Genomic DNA, 14,239 nt, shown 5'->3' with positions numbered 1-14,239 from the left:
CCAGACCGGCTTTTCACTATCGATAATCTGACTGCTTTATTTGAACAGCATTGGCAAGCTGATCGATTTACGCGGCTCGGCAAGTGCGGGCGGAGGTGCTGGCACAGGCGAAGCACGACGCACCGCTTCCAGCGCCAGCTGATCAACCGCAGGATCACCTGACGAACCGGCGACACGGGCCGACAAAACGTTACCGGAAGGATCGATGACGAATGCCACCGTCACCAGCCCCTTGGCGTTCCGCATTTTGCGCTGCAAGTAACGAGCATTGCGGTTCATATGAGAAAAGAGCTTCGACTTCCACTTGTCGGAACTTACGCCAGCCGATGCGTTGTTTTCGCCACGACGGTTTGCAGCAGCGCGGGAACCATTGTCGGCATCCATGCGCGGTGCACTTGCCTGCCGGGTTTCCTGAGCCTTTTCAGCCTTCTTGGGCTTCGGCTTCTCAACCTTTTGCGGCTTTGGCTTTTCAACCTTCGGCTTTTCGACCTTCTTGGGTTCCGGCTTCGGCTCAGGCTTTGGTTCCGGCTTTTCAACCGGCATAGGCACGGCCACTTCCGGCTTTTCCGCCTCGACCACATCCGGAATGATCTCTTCCGGCTTCTCCTGAACTTCCGGCTCAGGTTGCAGCTCGGGTTCCGGTGGCGTCACCTGTTCTGGCTCCGGCGGCGTCGGTTCTTCAGGCTGCGGTTCCGGCTGAACAACGGGTTCAGGCTCGACTTCTTTCGGAGCTTCCGCCGTTTCCGGCTGCGCCTCATCGGCAACCTGCTCTTCCATCGGAGCCATAGGCTCCGGCGCAAGCTCAACCATCATGGCCGCAACTTGCCCGCCGTCCGGCTGATCTTCTTCCTGCGCCAGATGAATGGCGTAGGCTCCAGCCGCATGCACTGTCAGGACAAGAATGCCCGCGCCGATCCAGCGTCCCGCATCATGCCAAAAGGAATGATGATGGGCGTCGGCAGAAGCCACCTTCACGGGAGGATGATCGGGCGGAAGTGCATTCATTGGGCAACTCCGGGGGCAGCCCCAGGTGCGGTTCCTGCCGGGGCTGGCGTCTGAGCTGGCGCTTGCGCAGGGGCTGCCGCTGGTGCCGATGCACCGACTGTTTCAAGGCCGACCAGCGCGATCTTCAGAAAGCCCGCCTCACGCAGCAAATTCATGATGCGCATCAGTTCTTCATAAGGAACAGCTTTGTCGGCGCGCAGGAAAATGCGCGTTTCCTTGTTCTTTTCAGACAGGCCGTCCAGCGCAAGGCCGAGACGCTCACGTGCAACCACATCATTGCCGACGCTGATGCTCAGATCGTCCTTCAACGTCACATAAAGCGGCTTGTCGGGGCGCGGCGCAGCGGCAGCGGTCGACGCAGGCAGGTCGACCTTCACATCCACGGTCGCAAGCGGCGCTGCCACCATGAAGATGATCAGCAGAACCAGCATGACGTCGATGAAGGGCGTTACGTTGATCTCGTGATTAAGCTCGAGATCGTCACCGCCGCCTTCGCGAATTTTACTCGCCATGACGCCTACTCCGCTGCGTGCAGCGTGCCTTCACGCACGCCGGCTGCCCTGAAATCCAGATCGCGGCTGACCAAACGTTCAACGCCTGCCGATGCATCGGCCAAAAGCGAACGATAGCCGGTGATCGCGCGGGCAAAGACGTTGTAGATCACAACCGCCGGAATAGCGGCCACAAGGCCAATAGCGGTGGCGAGCAGTGCTTCAGCAATACCCGGAGCCACAACGGCCAGATTGGTCGTCTGCGCTTCACTGATATTGATGAACGAATTCATGATACCCCACACGGTGCCGAACAGACCGACAAATGGTCCGATGGAGCCGATGGTGGCCAGAATGCCCGTGCCCTTGGACAGGCGACGGCCAGCCTTGGCTTCGATACGCGACAGGCGCGACGAAACGCGCTCCTTGAGGCCTTCGCCGCCGGCACGTGCCAGCGCAGGGCTGGAGAGACGAACCTCATCTTCGGCAGCGCGCACCATGATGGCGCCCGGACCCTTGACACCATCGAGCGCACGGACAGCATCGGAAAGCGTTGCGGAATGACCGATCGTCTTCAGTGCCTTGTTGGCGCGGCGGCGTGCACCCGCCAGTTCGAGCGACTTGGCGACCCAGATGGTCCATGTTGCGAGCGAGGCAAGACCAAGACCGATCATCACAGCCTTCACAATCCAGTCGGCAGCCATGAACATGCCCCATGGCGACAGGTCATGCGGCAGGCTGGCATCTCTTTCTTCGACTGCTGGCTGGCCAGCGATGACGGGCTGCGGCTCTGCCTGTGGGGCCGGAGTTGAAGCGGGAGCCTGCGACTGTTGCTCTACAGGCGCTGGCTGCGCTGCCGGAGCGGATGGCGCAGACGCTGCTGGCGCTGGCTGGGTGGTCGGCTGAGCGGCTGCGGGAGCCGCTGAAGGATTGGGCTGCGTCGCCTCTTGAGCCAATACCGGACCAACGCCCAGCAAGACAATGCCCATCGCCGCAGCCATGAAGCCCTTCCGACAGAAACCAGTCATCTTGATCGCCTTTTGATTGTTCAACTCGGGCGCCAAGGACGACCCATCACGCAGGCCGTGGCGCTGCTTGTTGGCCTCTTTTTAACCCCCAATAATATGATGATGCAAGTCATGTTTTGTTGTGATTGCCTTTTTCTGCAACCTTTTGGGTAAGCGCGGCCTGTCAAACCCCTTATAAATAGCTGTTGCATAATGCGGGCAAATCAGACCTGATGATCGAGCCGGAAGCGTTCACCTCCCTCAAGAGGCGTATGGACCGGCAGGAGGAGCATGCACATGATGCACAAAGACATTCAGGCACTCGAACATGCGGCAAGAACCGCCATGGCGGGCAATGATGATCCGCTGCCGGCTCCGCAGCGCGCGCTGAAACCAGCCCATGTCGGCCTCGCCTTCCTGATGATCGCTGGCGCGGCCTATCTGTTTCTCGTCTGATACTGTCTGACAGGCCGCGATGAGCGCGAACGGACCTTGTTCTAAACAAGGCCTGTGGCGGACTTGCCCGTTTACCATGACGCATAAGAAGTGGTGCACGGCGTTGCCGCGATCCGCTATTGCGTGCAACCATTGGTGACGAAAAGCGTTGTTACAACGACAATCCGTTATGACAGGAGGCCAGATATGGCGCGTGCATCCGCGAAGACGAGCAAGATCGAAGAAAAGATCGAGGAAGCGTTGACCGATTCGACGACCGAAGACTTGCAGACGCAGGTCGAGCAGTTGAAGGAAGACATCGCAGCCATCGCCGCGACACTCGCCAATCTTGGCAACCAGACCGTCCGCGATGCCAAGCGCAGCGCGAAGGAAACCTATAAGAGCGCTTATCTGCAAGGCGGCGATGTCGTCGATGAACTATGCGGAAAGGCGCAGGATCTGGAAGCGCAATTGACAGCAACCGTGCGTGAACGTCCGATCACGTCGCTCGCAACCGCGCTCGGCATTGGCTATCTGCTCGCCCTTCTTTCCCGCCGCTGAGGCGTCCCATGCTTAAAGCTTTGGCCCCCATTCTGACCGCTCTGGCTGGCGAAGAAGTGAAATTTGCCGTCAGCCAGACGCGACGCGCAGCGATTTTCGGCGTGGCGATCGCCATTTTCGGCATTATCACGGTCACATTTCTCTGTGTTGCCGCCTTTCTGGCACTGGCGCAGGCCTATGGCGGCCCGCTTGCAGCGCTGATTCTCGCCGCGATTTCGTTGATTCTGGCGCTGCTTGTCCTCGCAGTTCTGAAAATTCAGGCCGCAGCCGAAGCCAAAAAGCGCAAGCAGCGGATCGAGGCTGACAAGTCGGCAATGATGGCGACAGCCGCACTGGCGACTATCCCTTCGATCCTGAAGCGGCCAATCCTGGCGGCAGCCCTGCCGCTTGCAGGCATAGCATTGGTGTCGCTGCTTTCAGACAAGAAGAAGCGCCCACCCAAGGCCTGATAACAGAGCCATGAAAACGAAAACACCGGAACATGTTCCGGTGTTTTTCTGTTTGCGACAAGAGTTCTTTTTACTGCGCAGCCGCGTCGGCGCTATCCACCAGTGAAGCAAGGCGTACCGATACACGTGAGCCGGGCCGACCTTCTGCCTCACCATAGACCGGCTTTTCACCGAACTGCATGCAAAGCTGCTCGACAACCAGCGTACCGAGACCGTTCTTGTCGCCGGGCTTCGCAGTCCCCTCCGCACCCCAGCCGACACCGTCATCTTCCACCGCCAGAACCGGCACACCATCCGCATCCGCCTGAAAACTGACGGCAATCTGCCCACCAGGTCTCCCCTTGAAAGCATGTTTGATGGCATTGGTGACCAGTTCGCCGACAATGATGCCGATGGTCGTCACATCGCGGGCTTTCAGATCAAGCTGCGCAAAATTCGTCACGATCTCGATCTGGCGATCCTGACCGATGGCGTTGCGGATATCGTTGATAACCGTGGTCAGAAACTCGTCGACACGAGCGGTTTCCATATCCTCACCCAGCCGCAAACGCCGGTGAGCCGTTGAAACCGTCTGAACCCGGTCGCGCGCTGCCGAAAGTGCCGCGCGCGCATCCTCGCTGCGCGCCTGTCGCATCTGCAAGCCCAGCAGGGACGAGACGGTCGCCAGCGAATTGCCGATACGGTGGTTGGTATCCTGAAGCAGAAGTTCGACGCGATAACGCTCGCGCTCCGCGATCCGGCGCTCCTCTTCCAGTTCGGCTGTGCGTTCGCGCACCCGTTGTTCGAGAATCTCGTTTTCAGACCGAAGGGCCGTCTGACCTTCGAACATGGTGCGCGCATAACGCTGCACACGGCTGAAAAGAAGCCAGCCCAGCACCGCTGCCGAAGCCAGCGCCACGATGGATGTCGCCGTCATCCAATAGCGCATCCGGTTGATACGATCATTGCGCTCGGCGAGCTGCTTTTCTTCCACATCGATGAAATCCGACACTGTGGTCGAAAGCTGGTCCATCAGGGCCTTGCCTTCGTCGCTACGCACCCGCTCCATCGCCGCCGCGACATTGCCGGACGACGCCAGCTCCACCGTCTCACGAACATCCGCCTCTTCCCGCTCGATCAAAGCGCGGATCTGCTTGACCCGCGCATCCTGCAACGGATTGGGGCCCGACAGGGCCTCCAGATCGGTCAATGTCTGATCGACGGAAAGGATCGAATTGCGATAGAGATCGAGATGCGCCTCGTCCAATGTAAGGAGATAGCCGCGACGGCTCATCTCGATATTGTTGGCCAGCCGCGCAACCTTGTCCACCTGCTGGCGCAGAGCATAATTGCGTGAAATATCGACAACCTGATGCGTAACGCTCGATGAAAGAAACAGCGTCATCACAGCCGAGAGCAGCACAAGTCCGAGTGAGACGATAACCGCTATCGGTTTCGGCGAAGACTGAAGCATTCTCTGCAACACGGCTGATGGCAAAACGCGCCCCAATACAAATTGATGACCCACCTCTGATAGCAAATATCAGTGACGGCTAACCTTCAAGTGGCTGGAGCAAAAAACTATCATTGCGAGCGAAAATAAATGTCGCCGGACGGCGGCATCGCGCTCTTTAGATCAAAACGGCACACAAACTGTGCTCTTTTGTCGAATTCTGGTCCCGTGACAGGGAAGCAGAACGCTAACCTTTTGTTTGAACCGCACTTATACCGCCGGATCAGAACGCCCGGCGGCAAAATAAATCAGGCAAAGCTTCTCAAGGTCACACGGGAAGAATCCGCATCCGGACCGTAATCGCCCTCACCCTCGATCTTGAGGATTTCCTGAAGACGGGTCCGCGCACGGCTGACACGGCTTTTGATCGTGCCGACGGCGCAACCGCAAATCTCGGCCGCTTCTTCATAAGCAAAGCCGGACGCACCGATCAGGATGATCGCTTCGCGCTGATCGTCGGGCAGTTGTTCCAGAGCCGCACGAAAATCCTGAAGGTCGAGCGTGCCATATTGCGACGGATGCACGGCAAGCTGTTCGCTGAATACGCCATCCGTATCCTGCACTTCGCGTCCGCGCTTGCGCATCTGGGTGTAGAACTCATTGCGCAGGATGGTGAAGAGCCAGGCCTTCATATTGGTGCCCATCTCGAAGGTTTCCTGTTTTGCCCAGGCCTTCATGATGGTGTCCTGCACCAGATCGTCTGCCTTGTCGTGCTGACCGATCAGCGACACGGCAAACGCACGCAAGCTCGGCAACGAAGCCAGAAGCTCGCGCTTGAACTGCGCCCCCTGCGGGGCATTGCCATCAACCGACGGACCGGGTGCTCTGTCCACGCATACTCTCCTGTTCAGCCTGATCGAGTTTTTCGAGAAGATCGAGGAAACGGTCCGGGATCGTCTCATCTTGAATCGAGGCGTATAACGCCTTGAGTTTCAATCCGACTTCACAATTGGGTCCTAATATGTCCTTCGGGACGCGCCGCGATACTGTGGCGCCATTCGTATGAAGGTTATCTTTATCTGTCATATTGTATCGTTCTAGGCGGGGAGCCCTGTCCTGTTTGTTACAAAGCTTCTGTTGGACGGGGAATGCACCAGCCCCAAGAAAGTTCCCGAAATTATGCCGTCACTTCGGAACTTTTTTCAAGCCGCGTCGTTTTGATCCGTAATGCCGCGCCCGATTGCGTGATGATCGCGCTTGGCCAAAAGCTGGTTCAAGCCGGTGATTCCAACCGGATTCATACGAATGTAAAACAAGGCGGCAGATGAGGAGTTCCATTATCATGACGTTATCGACGCGTATCGCGCCGCACCTTCCCTATCTTCGTCGTTTCTCCCGTGCCCTCACCGGTTCTCAGGCGTCAGGTGATGCCTATGTGGCTGCGGCGCTCGAAGCCCTGATCGCGGATGTGAGCATTTTCCCGGATACATCGTCGGACCGCATCGGGCTCTACCGCCTGTTCAGCGACCTTTATAAGACCGCATCGATCCGCGTACCGGAGCAATCGTCGGAGATCGGCTGGGAACAGCGGGCAAACCGCAATCTCGCACATATCGCACCTCTCCCGCGCCAGGCTTTCCTGCTGGTGGCCGTGGAAGGCTTCAATGACAAGGAAGCCGCCGAGGTTCTCAATGTCGACGACGCCGAACTCGGCCGTCTTCTTTCCTCTGCATCAACGGAAATCTCGCGTCAGGTCGCAACGCGCCTGATGATTATCGAAGACGAACCGCTGATCGCCATGGATATCGAGCAGATGGTCGAGAGCCTCGGTCACGAGGTCGTCGGCATTGCCCGGACCAAGGATGAGGCGGTTGCGCTTTATGAAAAAGAAAAGCCGCGCATGGTTCTGGCCGATATCCAGCTTGCCGACGGCAGCTCGGGCATCGATGCCGTGAACGAGATTCTGAAAGACGACACGATCCCGGTCATCTTCATCACGGCCTTTCCGGAACGCCTGCTCACTGGCGAACGTCCTGAGCCGACCTTCCTCGTTACCAAGCCGTTCAATCCTGACATGGTGAAGGCACTGATCAGTCAGGCACTGTTTTTCGAAGAGGCTTCTCAAGTCGCGGCTTGATATCGGTCCGCAATCAACAAGTTTGGTGAATTTAACCGTCTCCGGGAGTAGGAAAATCCCTCTCCCCGGAGCGGATTTTATTTCCTCTCTTGCAACCCAAAGGCAAACCCGCCTTCAACCTGAGATTATTCCTTTTTACACGCTGGGCAGGAACCGAATGCATAGCAAAGACGTTTATTCCTCACATACAAAAGAGGAGATTGAATATGCTTTACTACGCGCTCGTATTTCTCGTCGTGGCTCTGGTCGCAGGTGCGCTGGGCTTTGGCGGCATTGCCGGGGCATCGGCGGGTATAGCTCAGATTCTGTTCTTCGTGTTCCTCGCTTTGCTCGTGGTCTCGCTGATCGCCTCGGCAATCCGCAAGGCTTGATGAACCGACGAAAAGTCCAGCTCAAAACTGGTCTGTTTCTGGCCGCAAACCGGCCGCACCGATATGATCAACAGCATGCCGTCGCGCAAGAATGCGCGGCGGTTTGTCTTCTGAAGAGAAATGAGACCCACCGCATAGACCTTCAGTCAAAGCACGCCTTCCGGGCCAATCGACAGTCATCGAGACTATAATGAGCGCATCAGACCTGCCATTACGCGAAGCCGAACCGGATGCAGCCCGTCTGCGCGCGCTCCTTCGAGCTGTTCGTAACAGCAATGTCTGCGTGCTCTACCAGCGCCCCGATCTGGCCTATGCCTGGGGCGAAAATCTCCCCTCCTATTGGCAGAAGAGCTGGAAAGCCGGCGGCACGGATGATGATTTCATCGTTTCCACATCACTCGCCAAATTGAAGACCGCGAAGCAAATCGCGCTTGAAACCATGACAGCGCAAAATGTCGAACTCTCCGTCATGGATGGCAACAAGCTCCACTGGATGGAACTGCATATCGATTGTGACCGCGATACGGACGGCAATCTGCTCGGTCTGGTGACGACAGCGCTTGAAATCAGCGAGCTGAAGCGCCGCGAACAGGTGTTGAAAACCTTATTGCGCGAAGTCAGCCATCGTTCCAAAAACATGCTGGCCATCGTGCAGAGCATTGCCAGCCAGACGGCGCGCTTTACCGATACGATCGATGATTTTTTGCTGAAATTTCGCGGGCGCATCCAGTCGCTGTCCTATTCGCAGGATCTGGTGACGGATTCCAACTGGCGTGGCGCGCTCTTTCGCGATCTCGTCCATTCGCAGGTCGAAAAATATATCGATGTCACCGATGAGCGCCTGAGCCTCGAAGGCGACAATCCGTACCTGTTCCCCGGTGCGGCGCTCCATGTTGGCCTGGCGCTACATGAACTGGTGGTCAATGCCACGTCGTTTGGCGGGCTCTCCATACCCTACGGTCGTGTGGCAATCTCTGCGCATGTCATCCGGGCTGAAAACGAAGAAGAAAAACTGGTTTTTCTTTGGGAAGAAACCAATCCGGCTATGCCCGAAGTTTACCAGCACGACCCACGATTCGGCAGTGCTGTCCTGCAACGTATTGTGCCCGCCTCGGTCAACGGACAGGCGCAGTATCGCATCGATGGCACCGGCGCAGTCTATTCACTGACCATACCTGCCGAACAATTCGATTCCTGAGCTTCCAATCCGGCCAAATAAAAGCCGCCATGGGCGAACCATGACGGCTTATTAAAATGAGCGAAACGCCTGCTGGCACAACGGTTCACCGTTTGCGCGGCGTTCACGCCGTCCACCCTTTGGGGGAGTTCGGGCGAACTGTGAAGACCGTGTTGGGGGGCGGGGTCACGGCCTTCATGGATCAAAAACGCGACCGCCGAAAATTAGTTCCATCAGGATTTTATTTTTTTACAATAAAGTTCAAGACGATGATGAACGATCTCATAGCCAAGCGACCGGGCAATCTCTTCCTGCAATTTTTCAATCTTGTCAGAGCGAAATTCGACCACATCGCCGGAATCCATATCGATGATATGGTCGTGATGCGCACCGCTTGCCTGTTCGAAGCGTGACGGACCGCCGGCAAATGCATGACGATGAATGGCGCCGCGCTCTTCCAGAAGTTTCATGGTGCGATAAACGGTCGACAGGGAAATGCTGCTGTCGATCTCGACCGCCCTGCGGAAAATCTCCAGCGCATCCGGATGGTCTTCCGTTTCGGTCAAAATATTCAGGATGATCCGGCGCGGGCGCGTGATGCGCACGCCGGCCTGTCGCAGTTCCTGTTCGTAATCGGGCTTTTTGTATCGTTCGCTCATGCGGTGATTATGCACCTTCACGCCGCCAGTTGCAAATTTTCGCAACTGGAATGACGCCGATCTCCCCAACCCATTTTACCCCTACTCTTTGGTGCCCCACGCAGAAACACCTTGTTGAGCACCTTGTAATTTAAACTTGAGTATGCAAGACAACTTTTCGCATTTTGGGCGCGAAGGGGCTACCATGTACTGGTTCAATGTTGGGCTGACGTCATTTTTCGTCATGGTCATTCTGCCAGCTGTCATATTACTGGTTGTCGAGGAACTGCGCGGCAAGGAATAGCTCCGCCAGCGCGCGTTCGCATCAGTTGGACATGCGTCGAACCGCTGCTGTTGCTGCAGTGTAAACCTATCGGAAAAGTATCTCGGAGATGACTGGTACGCCCAAGGGGAATCGAACCCCTGTTTGCGCCGTTAGAGGGCGAGCGCTTTAAATTCCAGTATTTCATGATTCACCGCTGTTAACCGCCTTTGTTCCCTCCATGTTTTCATTGCGTTCACGGACTTGATAAATTATCTTCATGACTGATCGCCACTCTACGTGGCTGCTTATTTGACGGTTATTAGACGACTTTTACAAATCCATGTCCAAGACGCTGCAAGAATCTCCCCTCACCACGCCGAACGCCCGGAAAGGATTGCCGGTCGGTAATCACTGGCGCAGCGTGAGCGCAGACGTTCATCTTGGGTATCGCAAAGGCAAGCGCGCCGGGCGCTGGTTTGTGCGTTGGCGCCTGCCCGATGGCCGTTACAAGCAGGAGAGTATCGGCGCGGCTGATGACGGGCTATCGGCTGATGGTGTTGAAACGCTCAATTTCGAGCAAGCTAAGAGCAAAGCTGCCCAGCATGTCGAGCAAGAACGCCAACGTGAGCGGGATGCTGGCAAAGAACCTATCCCAACAGTGCGCGAAGTTGTCGAGACCTATGCAGCGAAGCGTAAGGCCAGAGCGGAAAGGCAAGAAGGCGCCCGCCCGCATGATGCTTCCGGCAGACTGACCTTGCATGTTCTCGAAAAGCCATTGGCCGATAAACGGCTAGACGCCCTATCGGATGAAGATTTGTCTGATTGGCGAGCCGATCTGCCGGAAACCTTAGCGACTTCAAGCGTTCAGCGAATCGTCAACGACCTCCGGGCGGCATTGAATGCAGTCCCTCCCCGTATTCTCAAGCGCTTACCCGCCTCTTATCTGACGATGATCAAGCTTGGCCTGAAAGCAGGTGAGGCTGAACCGGCAGCGGCCCGCGACGGCGCAGCACTCCCTGATGCTGATGTGCGACGTATCATTGAAGCTGCTCGAGCGATTGATGATATCGAAGATTGGTCAGGCGACTTGTTCCGGTTGGTGCTCGTTCTGGCTGCTACAGGAATGCGTTTTTCCCAGATCCGTAGAATTCAGGTTGGCGACGTGCAGCCGGAACAGTCGCGCCTTATGATTCCCACCTCTCGCAAGGGACGCGGCCAAAAGCGGACAACGCATATCGGTGTGAAGGTCGGCGGTGATGTTATCGAAGCGCTTAGGCCAGCCGTTGCGGGCCGCCGTCCTGCCGATCCGTTGCTAGAACGCTGGAAGCACAGACAGGAACGGCCAGCGGAAGGTGCAAAACCCATCTGGGTCAGAGACAAACGCGGCACATGGAACTCCCCAGCCGAACTTGCTCGGCCTTGGGCTTCCATAATTGAGCGTGCTGGTTTGCCCGCTGACACTGTACCGTATGCGCTGCGCCACTCATCCATTGTCCGTGGGTTACGTGCAGCCCTCCCCGTGCGGCTTGTTGCCCAGCTTCACGACACGTCGGATAAGATGATCGAACGCCATTATGCTTCAGCAATCGTCAACGCTCTCGATGACTTGGCTGCGCTCGCCGTTGTGCCACTAGTCGATACCGAGCGCGGCAAAGTGGTGAAGTTGAAGGCCGGAGAATAATCGAACACGCAGGGATAGGACGGCCATCCGATAAGCCGGAATGCACCTCCGGTTTCCCTGCGGTCCTCATAGGTGCTCAGCGCAGGTGCAGTGATGACTGAAGGACAAACGGAAGAAAACTGTCATACGACAAACGAGCAGTTCACTTTTATCCTGCGCTACGAAGATATCGAGAAAGGCCATTTTCTGTTTCTCGGACAGGCTATATTCTGGATCATGTCCCGTGGGCGATTGGTAAAATTCAACAATGCCGATGAAGAATGGGATAGATTCACAGAATGTGCCCACGAACTGTTTCGATTAATCGATCATATCAATCCTATCGTGGAGGGTTATCCAGATGGCGGTATCCGTAAATACGAACAAATTCCGAATGGAATATGGGACAGTATCGATTTAGAGCCCAACGGTTACAATGATCCATTTTTCTCACCAATAGATGAAAAACGCGAGGATGGAGGAAGCATCTATCTCGGAGATAAAGCGTGGGGGAGTGTACGTATACCGCGCTCGTTCGTCTTAGATCATTGGCCTTTAATTGAAGAAAGTCATTTTTTAGAGACAACCGTTTCACCACGCAAGGGAGCGCCTGCCCGTTACGATTGGGATGAGTTTGCGCGAATTGCAGCGGAAAAGCTGGAACTCGAAGGTTTCCCTGATCCGGCTGTAGATCCCAAATGGAACCAGTCCGCCCTCGAATTACACATGGCTGATTGGTGCTCTCGCGTCTGGGGCAAAGAGCCGAGTGAATCTACAATCCGCAAAAAGGTGGGTGAACAACTATCTCAATTCAAGAAAGGCCGAGAAAGCCGATAATTACTGGTTGGCCTTTTCGGCCTTATCGGCGGACCTAATTCCTACAATTAGCCATTCTTCGTCAGGTCAACCGCGCTCACTCACGGGCGCTGATGAAGAAAGGCAAAGAAGATGCCGGCAATTGCGCTGACGATTAAGGATGCTTCCGCAGCTTGTGGTCTTGGCCCCACCAAGATTTACGAACTGATCGGCAAAGGCAAAATCGACGCCCGCAAAGAGGGTCGTCGTACACTCATTCTCGCAGAAAGCCTCAAGCGATACGTTGAGAGCCTGCCTTCGGTGAAGGCGGCTTAGATGAGCGACAGAACAGAAACGCCGCACTTGCTGAACGGCAGCAAGAACGGCGGATCGGTAATTCATAATGCTTGGACAGCTTCTGAATACCGCAATCCGCCCCTCCCCGCAACAAATTTGACAGCATCGATCATCGCAAAGCGCTTTGGCCTTCCGATAGCGACGGCCCGCGTTGTGTGCGAACTCGCCGGAATTGGAGGCGCAGTATGAGTACCGATAAAGAACGTTGGGCATCTGCCGCATTCGCAGTCACGAACGGAACTTCGACCCCTTTCACCATTGCCGTTAAAGGCCGAGACCGTTGGGCGTTGGAAAGCCTCATCAATGCCGGTGATGCTGGTTGCACCCCGATTGACCATCCCGGCCCGCGCTGGTCGGCTTACGTGTTCAAGCTTCGCGGTTTCGGCGTCGATATTGAAACCATTCATGAAAAACATGAAGGCTCTTTCAGCGGGACTCATGCGCGGTATGTGCTGCACTCAGCGGTGACGCCCTTCGACAAAAAAGGCGCTGCGGCATGACGACCGGATCCAAAGCAACAGGGAGGCCTCGCGCCTCCCTACCTATCCGGGGAGGCGTTCATGGCGAAACATGACAGCCGTGGCCGTGGAAATAGTTCCCCGTATATTCAGCTTCACCGCTGGTTTCTCGATTGCGATGCCTGGCGCTCGCTGAGTGTCTATGCACGCTGCCTCTATGTCGAAATCAAGCGCCGCTATAACGGCAAGAATAACGGGGCAATTTCGATGAGCTATCGAGAGGCGCAGGAATTGGTGGGTTGCAGCAACAAGCCCATTCCAGCAGCGTTTCGCGACCTGATCGAGAAGGGTTTCATCAAGCAGGAACGCAGGGGAAGCTTCAAAGGCACTCCCTTTGCAACGACGTGGATTTTGACTGAGTTGCCACAGGATGAACCCGAACGCTCACTGGTTCCGTCGAAAGAATTCATGTCATGGAAACCCGACAGTACACCCGCGAAGAAAAAAACGCCGCACGCCCAGAGCGTACACGCAGCACGCTTAGAGCGTACAGCAAACGACACCACCGCACGCTTAGAGCGGGCTGTCAGCACGCCCAGAGCGTACAGTGAAGGCCCATTTTCGACCATTCCCTGCACGCCCATAGCGGGCACTATTAATATACCATATACAGGTAGCGAAAGCGGCCTTGAGCTAATCCCCACTCCGAGCCTCATTCGTAACCTTCAGCGCAGTGGCTGGAGTAAGCCCGGTCGCGAACAGCCAATCAAAAGGCAGGTGAGCGAACCGGGCGATAGCTCAAGCTTTCTCATTTCGAAAAAAGGTGGCTTCTGATGAGCGATCCAGTGAAACGGGCCGCTCTGTGGCTGGCAACAACGCCACAAGCTGAAAAGCCCCACCCCATCATTCCGCACCTTCGGAAACAATTCGGACTGACGCCACTGCAAGCAGTCGAGGCGATCAACGCCTCAAAGCTTCAAACTCAGAATGAGGCCGGCTGA

Annotated in this window: 20 protein-coding genes; 13 read left to right on the top strand and 7 right to left on the bottom strand. The window is 56.2% G+C overall.

The features are described 5' to 3' along the window. Positions 1–36: 36 nt before the first annotated feature. From ACTJKP_RS06880 to exbB, 3 genes are read right to left on the bottom strand one after another with little or no spacing between them, the layout of a single operon-like run. A complete protein-coding gene (locus tag ACTJKP_RS06880) occupies positions 37–1,005 on the bottom strand; it encodes an energy transducer TonB family protein (RefSeq protein WP_440630110.1) in 969 nt (322 codons plus the stop codon). Continuing rightward, positions 1,002–1,517 (bottom strand): TonB system transport protein ExbD, encoded by a 516-nt coding sequence (exbD, locus tag ACTJKP_RS06875; RefSeq protein ID WP_440630109.1) that lies wholly within the window; start codon positions 1,515–1,517, stop codon positions 1,002–1,004. The genes ACTJKP_RS06880 and exbD overlap by 4 nt, the downstream gene beginning before the upstream one ends. A gap of 5 nt (positions 1,518–1,522) precedes the next feature. Further along, on the bottom strand, positions 1,523–2,560 hold the full coding sequence (gene exbB / locus ACTJKP_RS06870) for a tonB-system energizer ExbB (RefSeq protein WP_440630108.1): 1,038 nt from the start codon (positions 2,558–2,560) through the stop codon (positions 1,523–1,525). Between the two features lie 240 nt (positions 2,561–2,800). Here exbB and ACTJKP_RS06865 point away from each other — a divergent pair, with 240 nt between their 5' ends. The 3 genes from ACTJKP_RS06865 to ACTJKP_RS06855 all read left to right on the top strand — a co-directional run bounded on the left by ACTJKP_RS06865 (position 2,801) and on the right by ACTJKP_RS06855 (position 3,948). After that, positions 2,801–2,959, top strand: a complete 159-nt coding sequence (locus ACTJKP_RS06865) for a hypothetical protein (RefSeq protein ID WP_167836095.1) — start codon at positions 2,801–2,803, stop codon at positions 2,957–2,959. Positions 2,960–3,145: 186 nt separating this feature from the next. Beyond that, complete coding sequence (locus tag ACTJKP_RS06860; protein WP_078339454.1) at positions 3,146–3,499, top strand: DUF883 family protein; 354 nt, start codon at positions 3,146–3,148, stop codon at positions 3,497–3,499. A gap of 8 nt (positions 3,500–3,507) precedes the next feature. After that, positions 3,508–3,948 (top strand): phage holin family protein, encoded by a 441-nt coding sequence (locus ACTJKP_RS06855; RefSeq protein WP_078339455.1) that lies wholly within the window; start codon positions 3,508–3,510, stop codon positions 3,946–3,948. A gap of 70 nt (positions 3,949–4,018) precedes the next feature. On the opposite strand, the gene ACTJKP_RS06850 is transcribed toward ACTJKP_RS06855, so the two are convergent. From ACTJKP_RS06850 to ACTJKP_RS06840, 3 genes are all read right to left on the bottom strand, one after another. After that, positions 4,019–5,425 carry a sensor histidine kinase gene (locus tag ACTJKP_RS06850; protein ID WP_440630107.1) on the bottom strand — a complete coding sequence of 469 codons (1,407 nt, stop codon included), beginning with the start codon at positions 5,423–5,425 and terminating at the stop codon, positions 4,019–4,021. A gap of 263 nt (positions 5,426–5,688) precedes the next feature. Beyond that, positions 5,689–6,273: an RNA polymerase sigma factor gene (locus ACTJKP_RS06845; protein WP_078339456.1), complete on the bottom strand. Its 585-nt coding sequence runs from the start codon at positions 6,271–6,273 to the stop codon at positions 5,689–5,691. Then, the gene (locus ACTJKP_RS06840) at positions 6,245–6,466 is read right to left on the bottom strand and encodes a NepR family anti-sigma factor (RefSeq protein WP_078339457.1); all 222 of its coding nucleotides are present in this window, start codon (positions 6,464–6,466) and stop codon (positions 6,245–6,247) included. The genes ACTJKP_RS06845 and ACTJKP_RS06840 overlap by 29 nt, the downstream gene beginning before the upstream one ends. A 256-nt stretch (positions 6,467–6,722) precedes the next feature. Between ACTJKP_RS06840 and ACTJKP_RS06835 the strand changes: the two genes are divergently transcribed. The 3 genes from ACTJKP_RS06835 (at position 6,723) to ACTJKP_RS06825 (ending at position 9,086) form a co-directional block, all read left to right on the top strand. Beyond that, positions 6,723–7,517 carry a response regulator gene (locus ACTJKP_RS06835; protein WP_078339458.1) on the top strand — a complete coding sequence of 265 codons (795 nt, stop codon included), beginning with the start codon at positions 6,723–6,725 and terminating at the stop codon, positions 7,515–7,517. 206 nt (positions 7,518–7,723) lie between these two features. After that, positions 7,724–7,888 (top strand): DUF1328 domain-containing protein, encoded by a 165-nt coding sequence (locus tag ACTJKP_RS06830; RefSeq protein WP_007876538.1) that lies wholly within the window; start codon positions 7,724–7,726, stop codon positions 7,886–7,888. Positions 7,889–8,078: 190 nt separating this feature from the next. Further along, complete coding sequence (locus ACTJKP_RS06825; RefSeq protein WP_440630106.1) at positions 8,079–9,086, top strand: sensor histidine kinase; 1,008 nt, start codon at positions 8,079–8,081, stop codon at positions 9,084–9,086. Between the two features lie 212 nt (positions 9,087–9,298). Here ACTJKP_RS06825 and ACTJKP_RS06820 read toward each other — a convergent pair whose 3' ends face one another. After that, positions 9,299–9,724 (bottom strand): transcriptional repressor, encoded by a 426-nt coding sequence (locus ACTJKP_RS06820; protein WP_078339581.1) that lies wholly within the window; start codon positions 9,722–9,724, stop codon positions 9,299–9,301. 584 nt (positions 9,725–10,308) lie between these two features. Here ACTJKP_RS06820 and ACTJKP_RS06815 point away from each other — a divergent pair. The 7 genes from ACTJKP_RS06815 to ACTJKP_RS06785 all read left to right on the top strand — a co-directional run bounded on the left by ACTJKP_RS06815 (position 10,309) and on the right by ACTJKP_RS06785 (position 14,239). After that, positions 10,309–11,649: a tyrosine-type recombinase/integrase gene (locus ACTJKP_RS06815; RefSeq protein WP_440630105.1), complete on the top strand. Its 1,341-nt coding sequence runs from the start codon at positions 10,309–10,311 to the stop codon at positions 11,647–11,649. 93 nt (positions 11,650–11,742) lie between these two features. Further along, positions 11,743–12,465, top strand: a complete 723-nt coding sequence (locus ACTJKP_RS06810; RefSeq protein WP_440630104.1) for a hypothetical protein — start codon at positions 11,743–11,745, stop codon at positions 12,463–12,465. Between the two features lie 111 nt (positions 12,466–12,576). Then, positions 12,577–12,759: a helix-turn-helix domain-containing protein gene (locus ACTJKP_RS06805; RefSeq protein WP_122241779.1), complete on the top strand. Its 183-nt coding sequence runs from the start codon at positions 12,577–12,579 to the stop codon at positions 12,757–12,759. Continuing rightward, on the top strand, positions 12,760–12,969 hold the full coding sequence (locus tag ACTJKP_RS06800) for a hypothetical protein (protein WP_440630103.1): 210 nt from the start codon (positions 12,760–12,762) through the stop codon (positions 12,967–12,969). Next, the gene (locus ACTJKP_RS06795) at positions 12,966–13,280 is read left to right on the top strand and encodes a winged helix domain-containing protein (protein WP_440630102.1); all 315 of its coding nucleotides are present in this window, start codon (positions 12,966–12,968) and stop codon (positions 13,278–13,280) included. Before ACTJKP_RS06800 ends, ACTJKP_RS06795 begins: the two co-directional genes overlap by 4 nt. Positions 13,281–13,340: 60 nt before the next feature. Then, complete coding sequence (locus tag ACTJKP_RS06790; RefSeq protein WP_440630101.1) at positions 13,341–14,072, top strand: hypothetical protein; 732 nt, start codon at positions 13,341–13,343, stop codon at positions 14,070–14,072. Then, complete coding sequence (locus ACTJKP_RS06785) at positions 14,072–14,239, top strand: hypothetical protein (RefSeq protein ID WP_440630100.1); 168 nt, start codon at positions 14,072–14,074, stop codon at positions 14,237–14,239. The genes ACTJKP_RS06790 and ACTJKP_RS06785 overlap by 1 nt, the downstream gene beginning before the upstream one ends.

This window comes from Brucella sp. 22210, from assembly GCF_052045675.1.
Classification (GTDB): Bacteria; Pseudomonadota; Alphaproteobacteria; order Rhizobiales; family Rhizobiaceae; genus Brucella.
The sequence above is the reverse complement of the archived record's forward strand: the minus strand, read 5'-3'. Positions and strand labels throughout refer to the sequence as shown.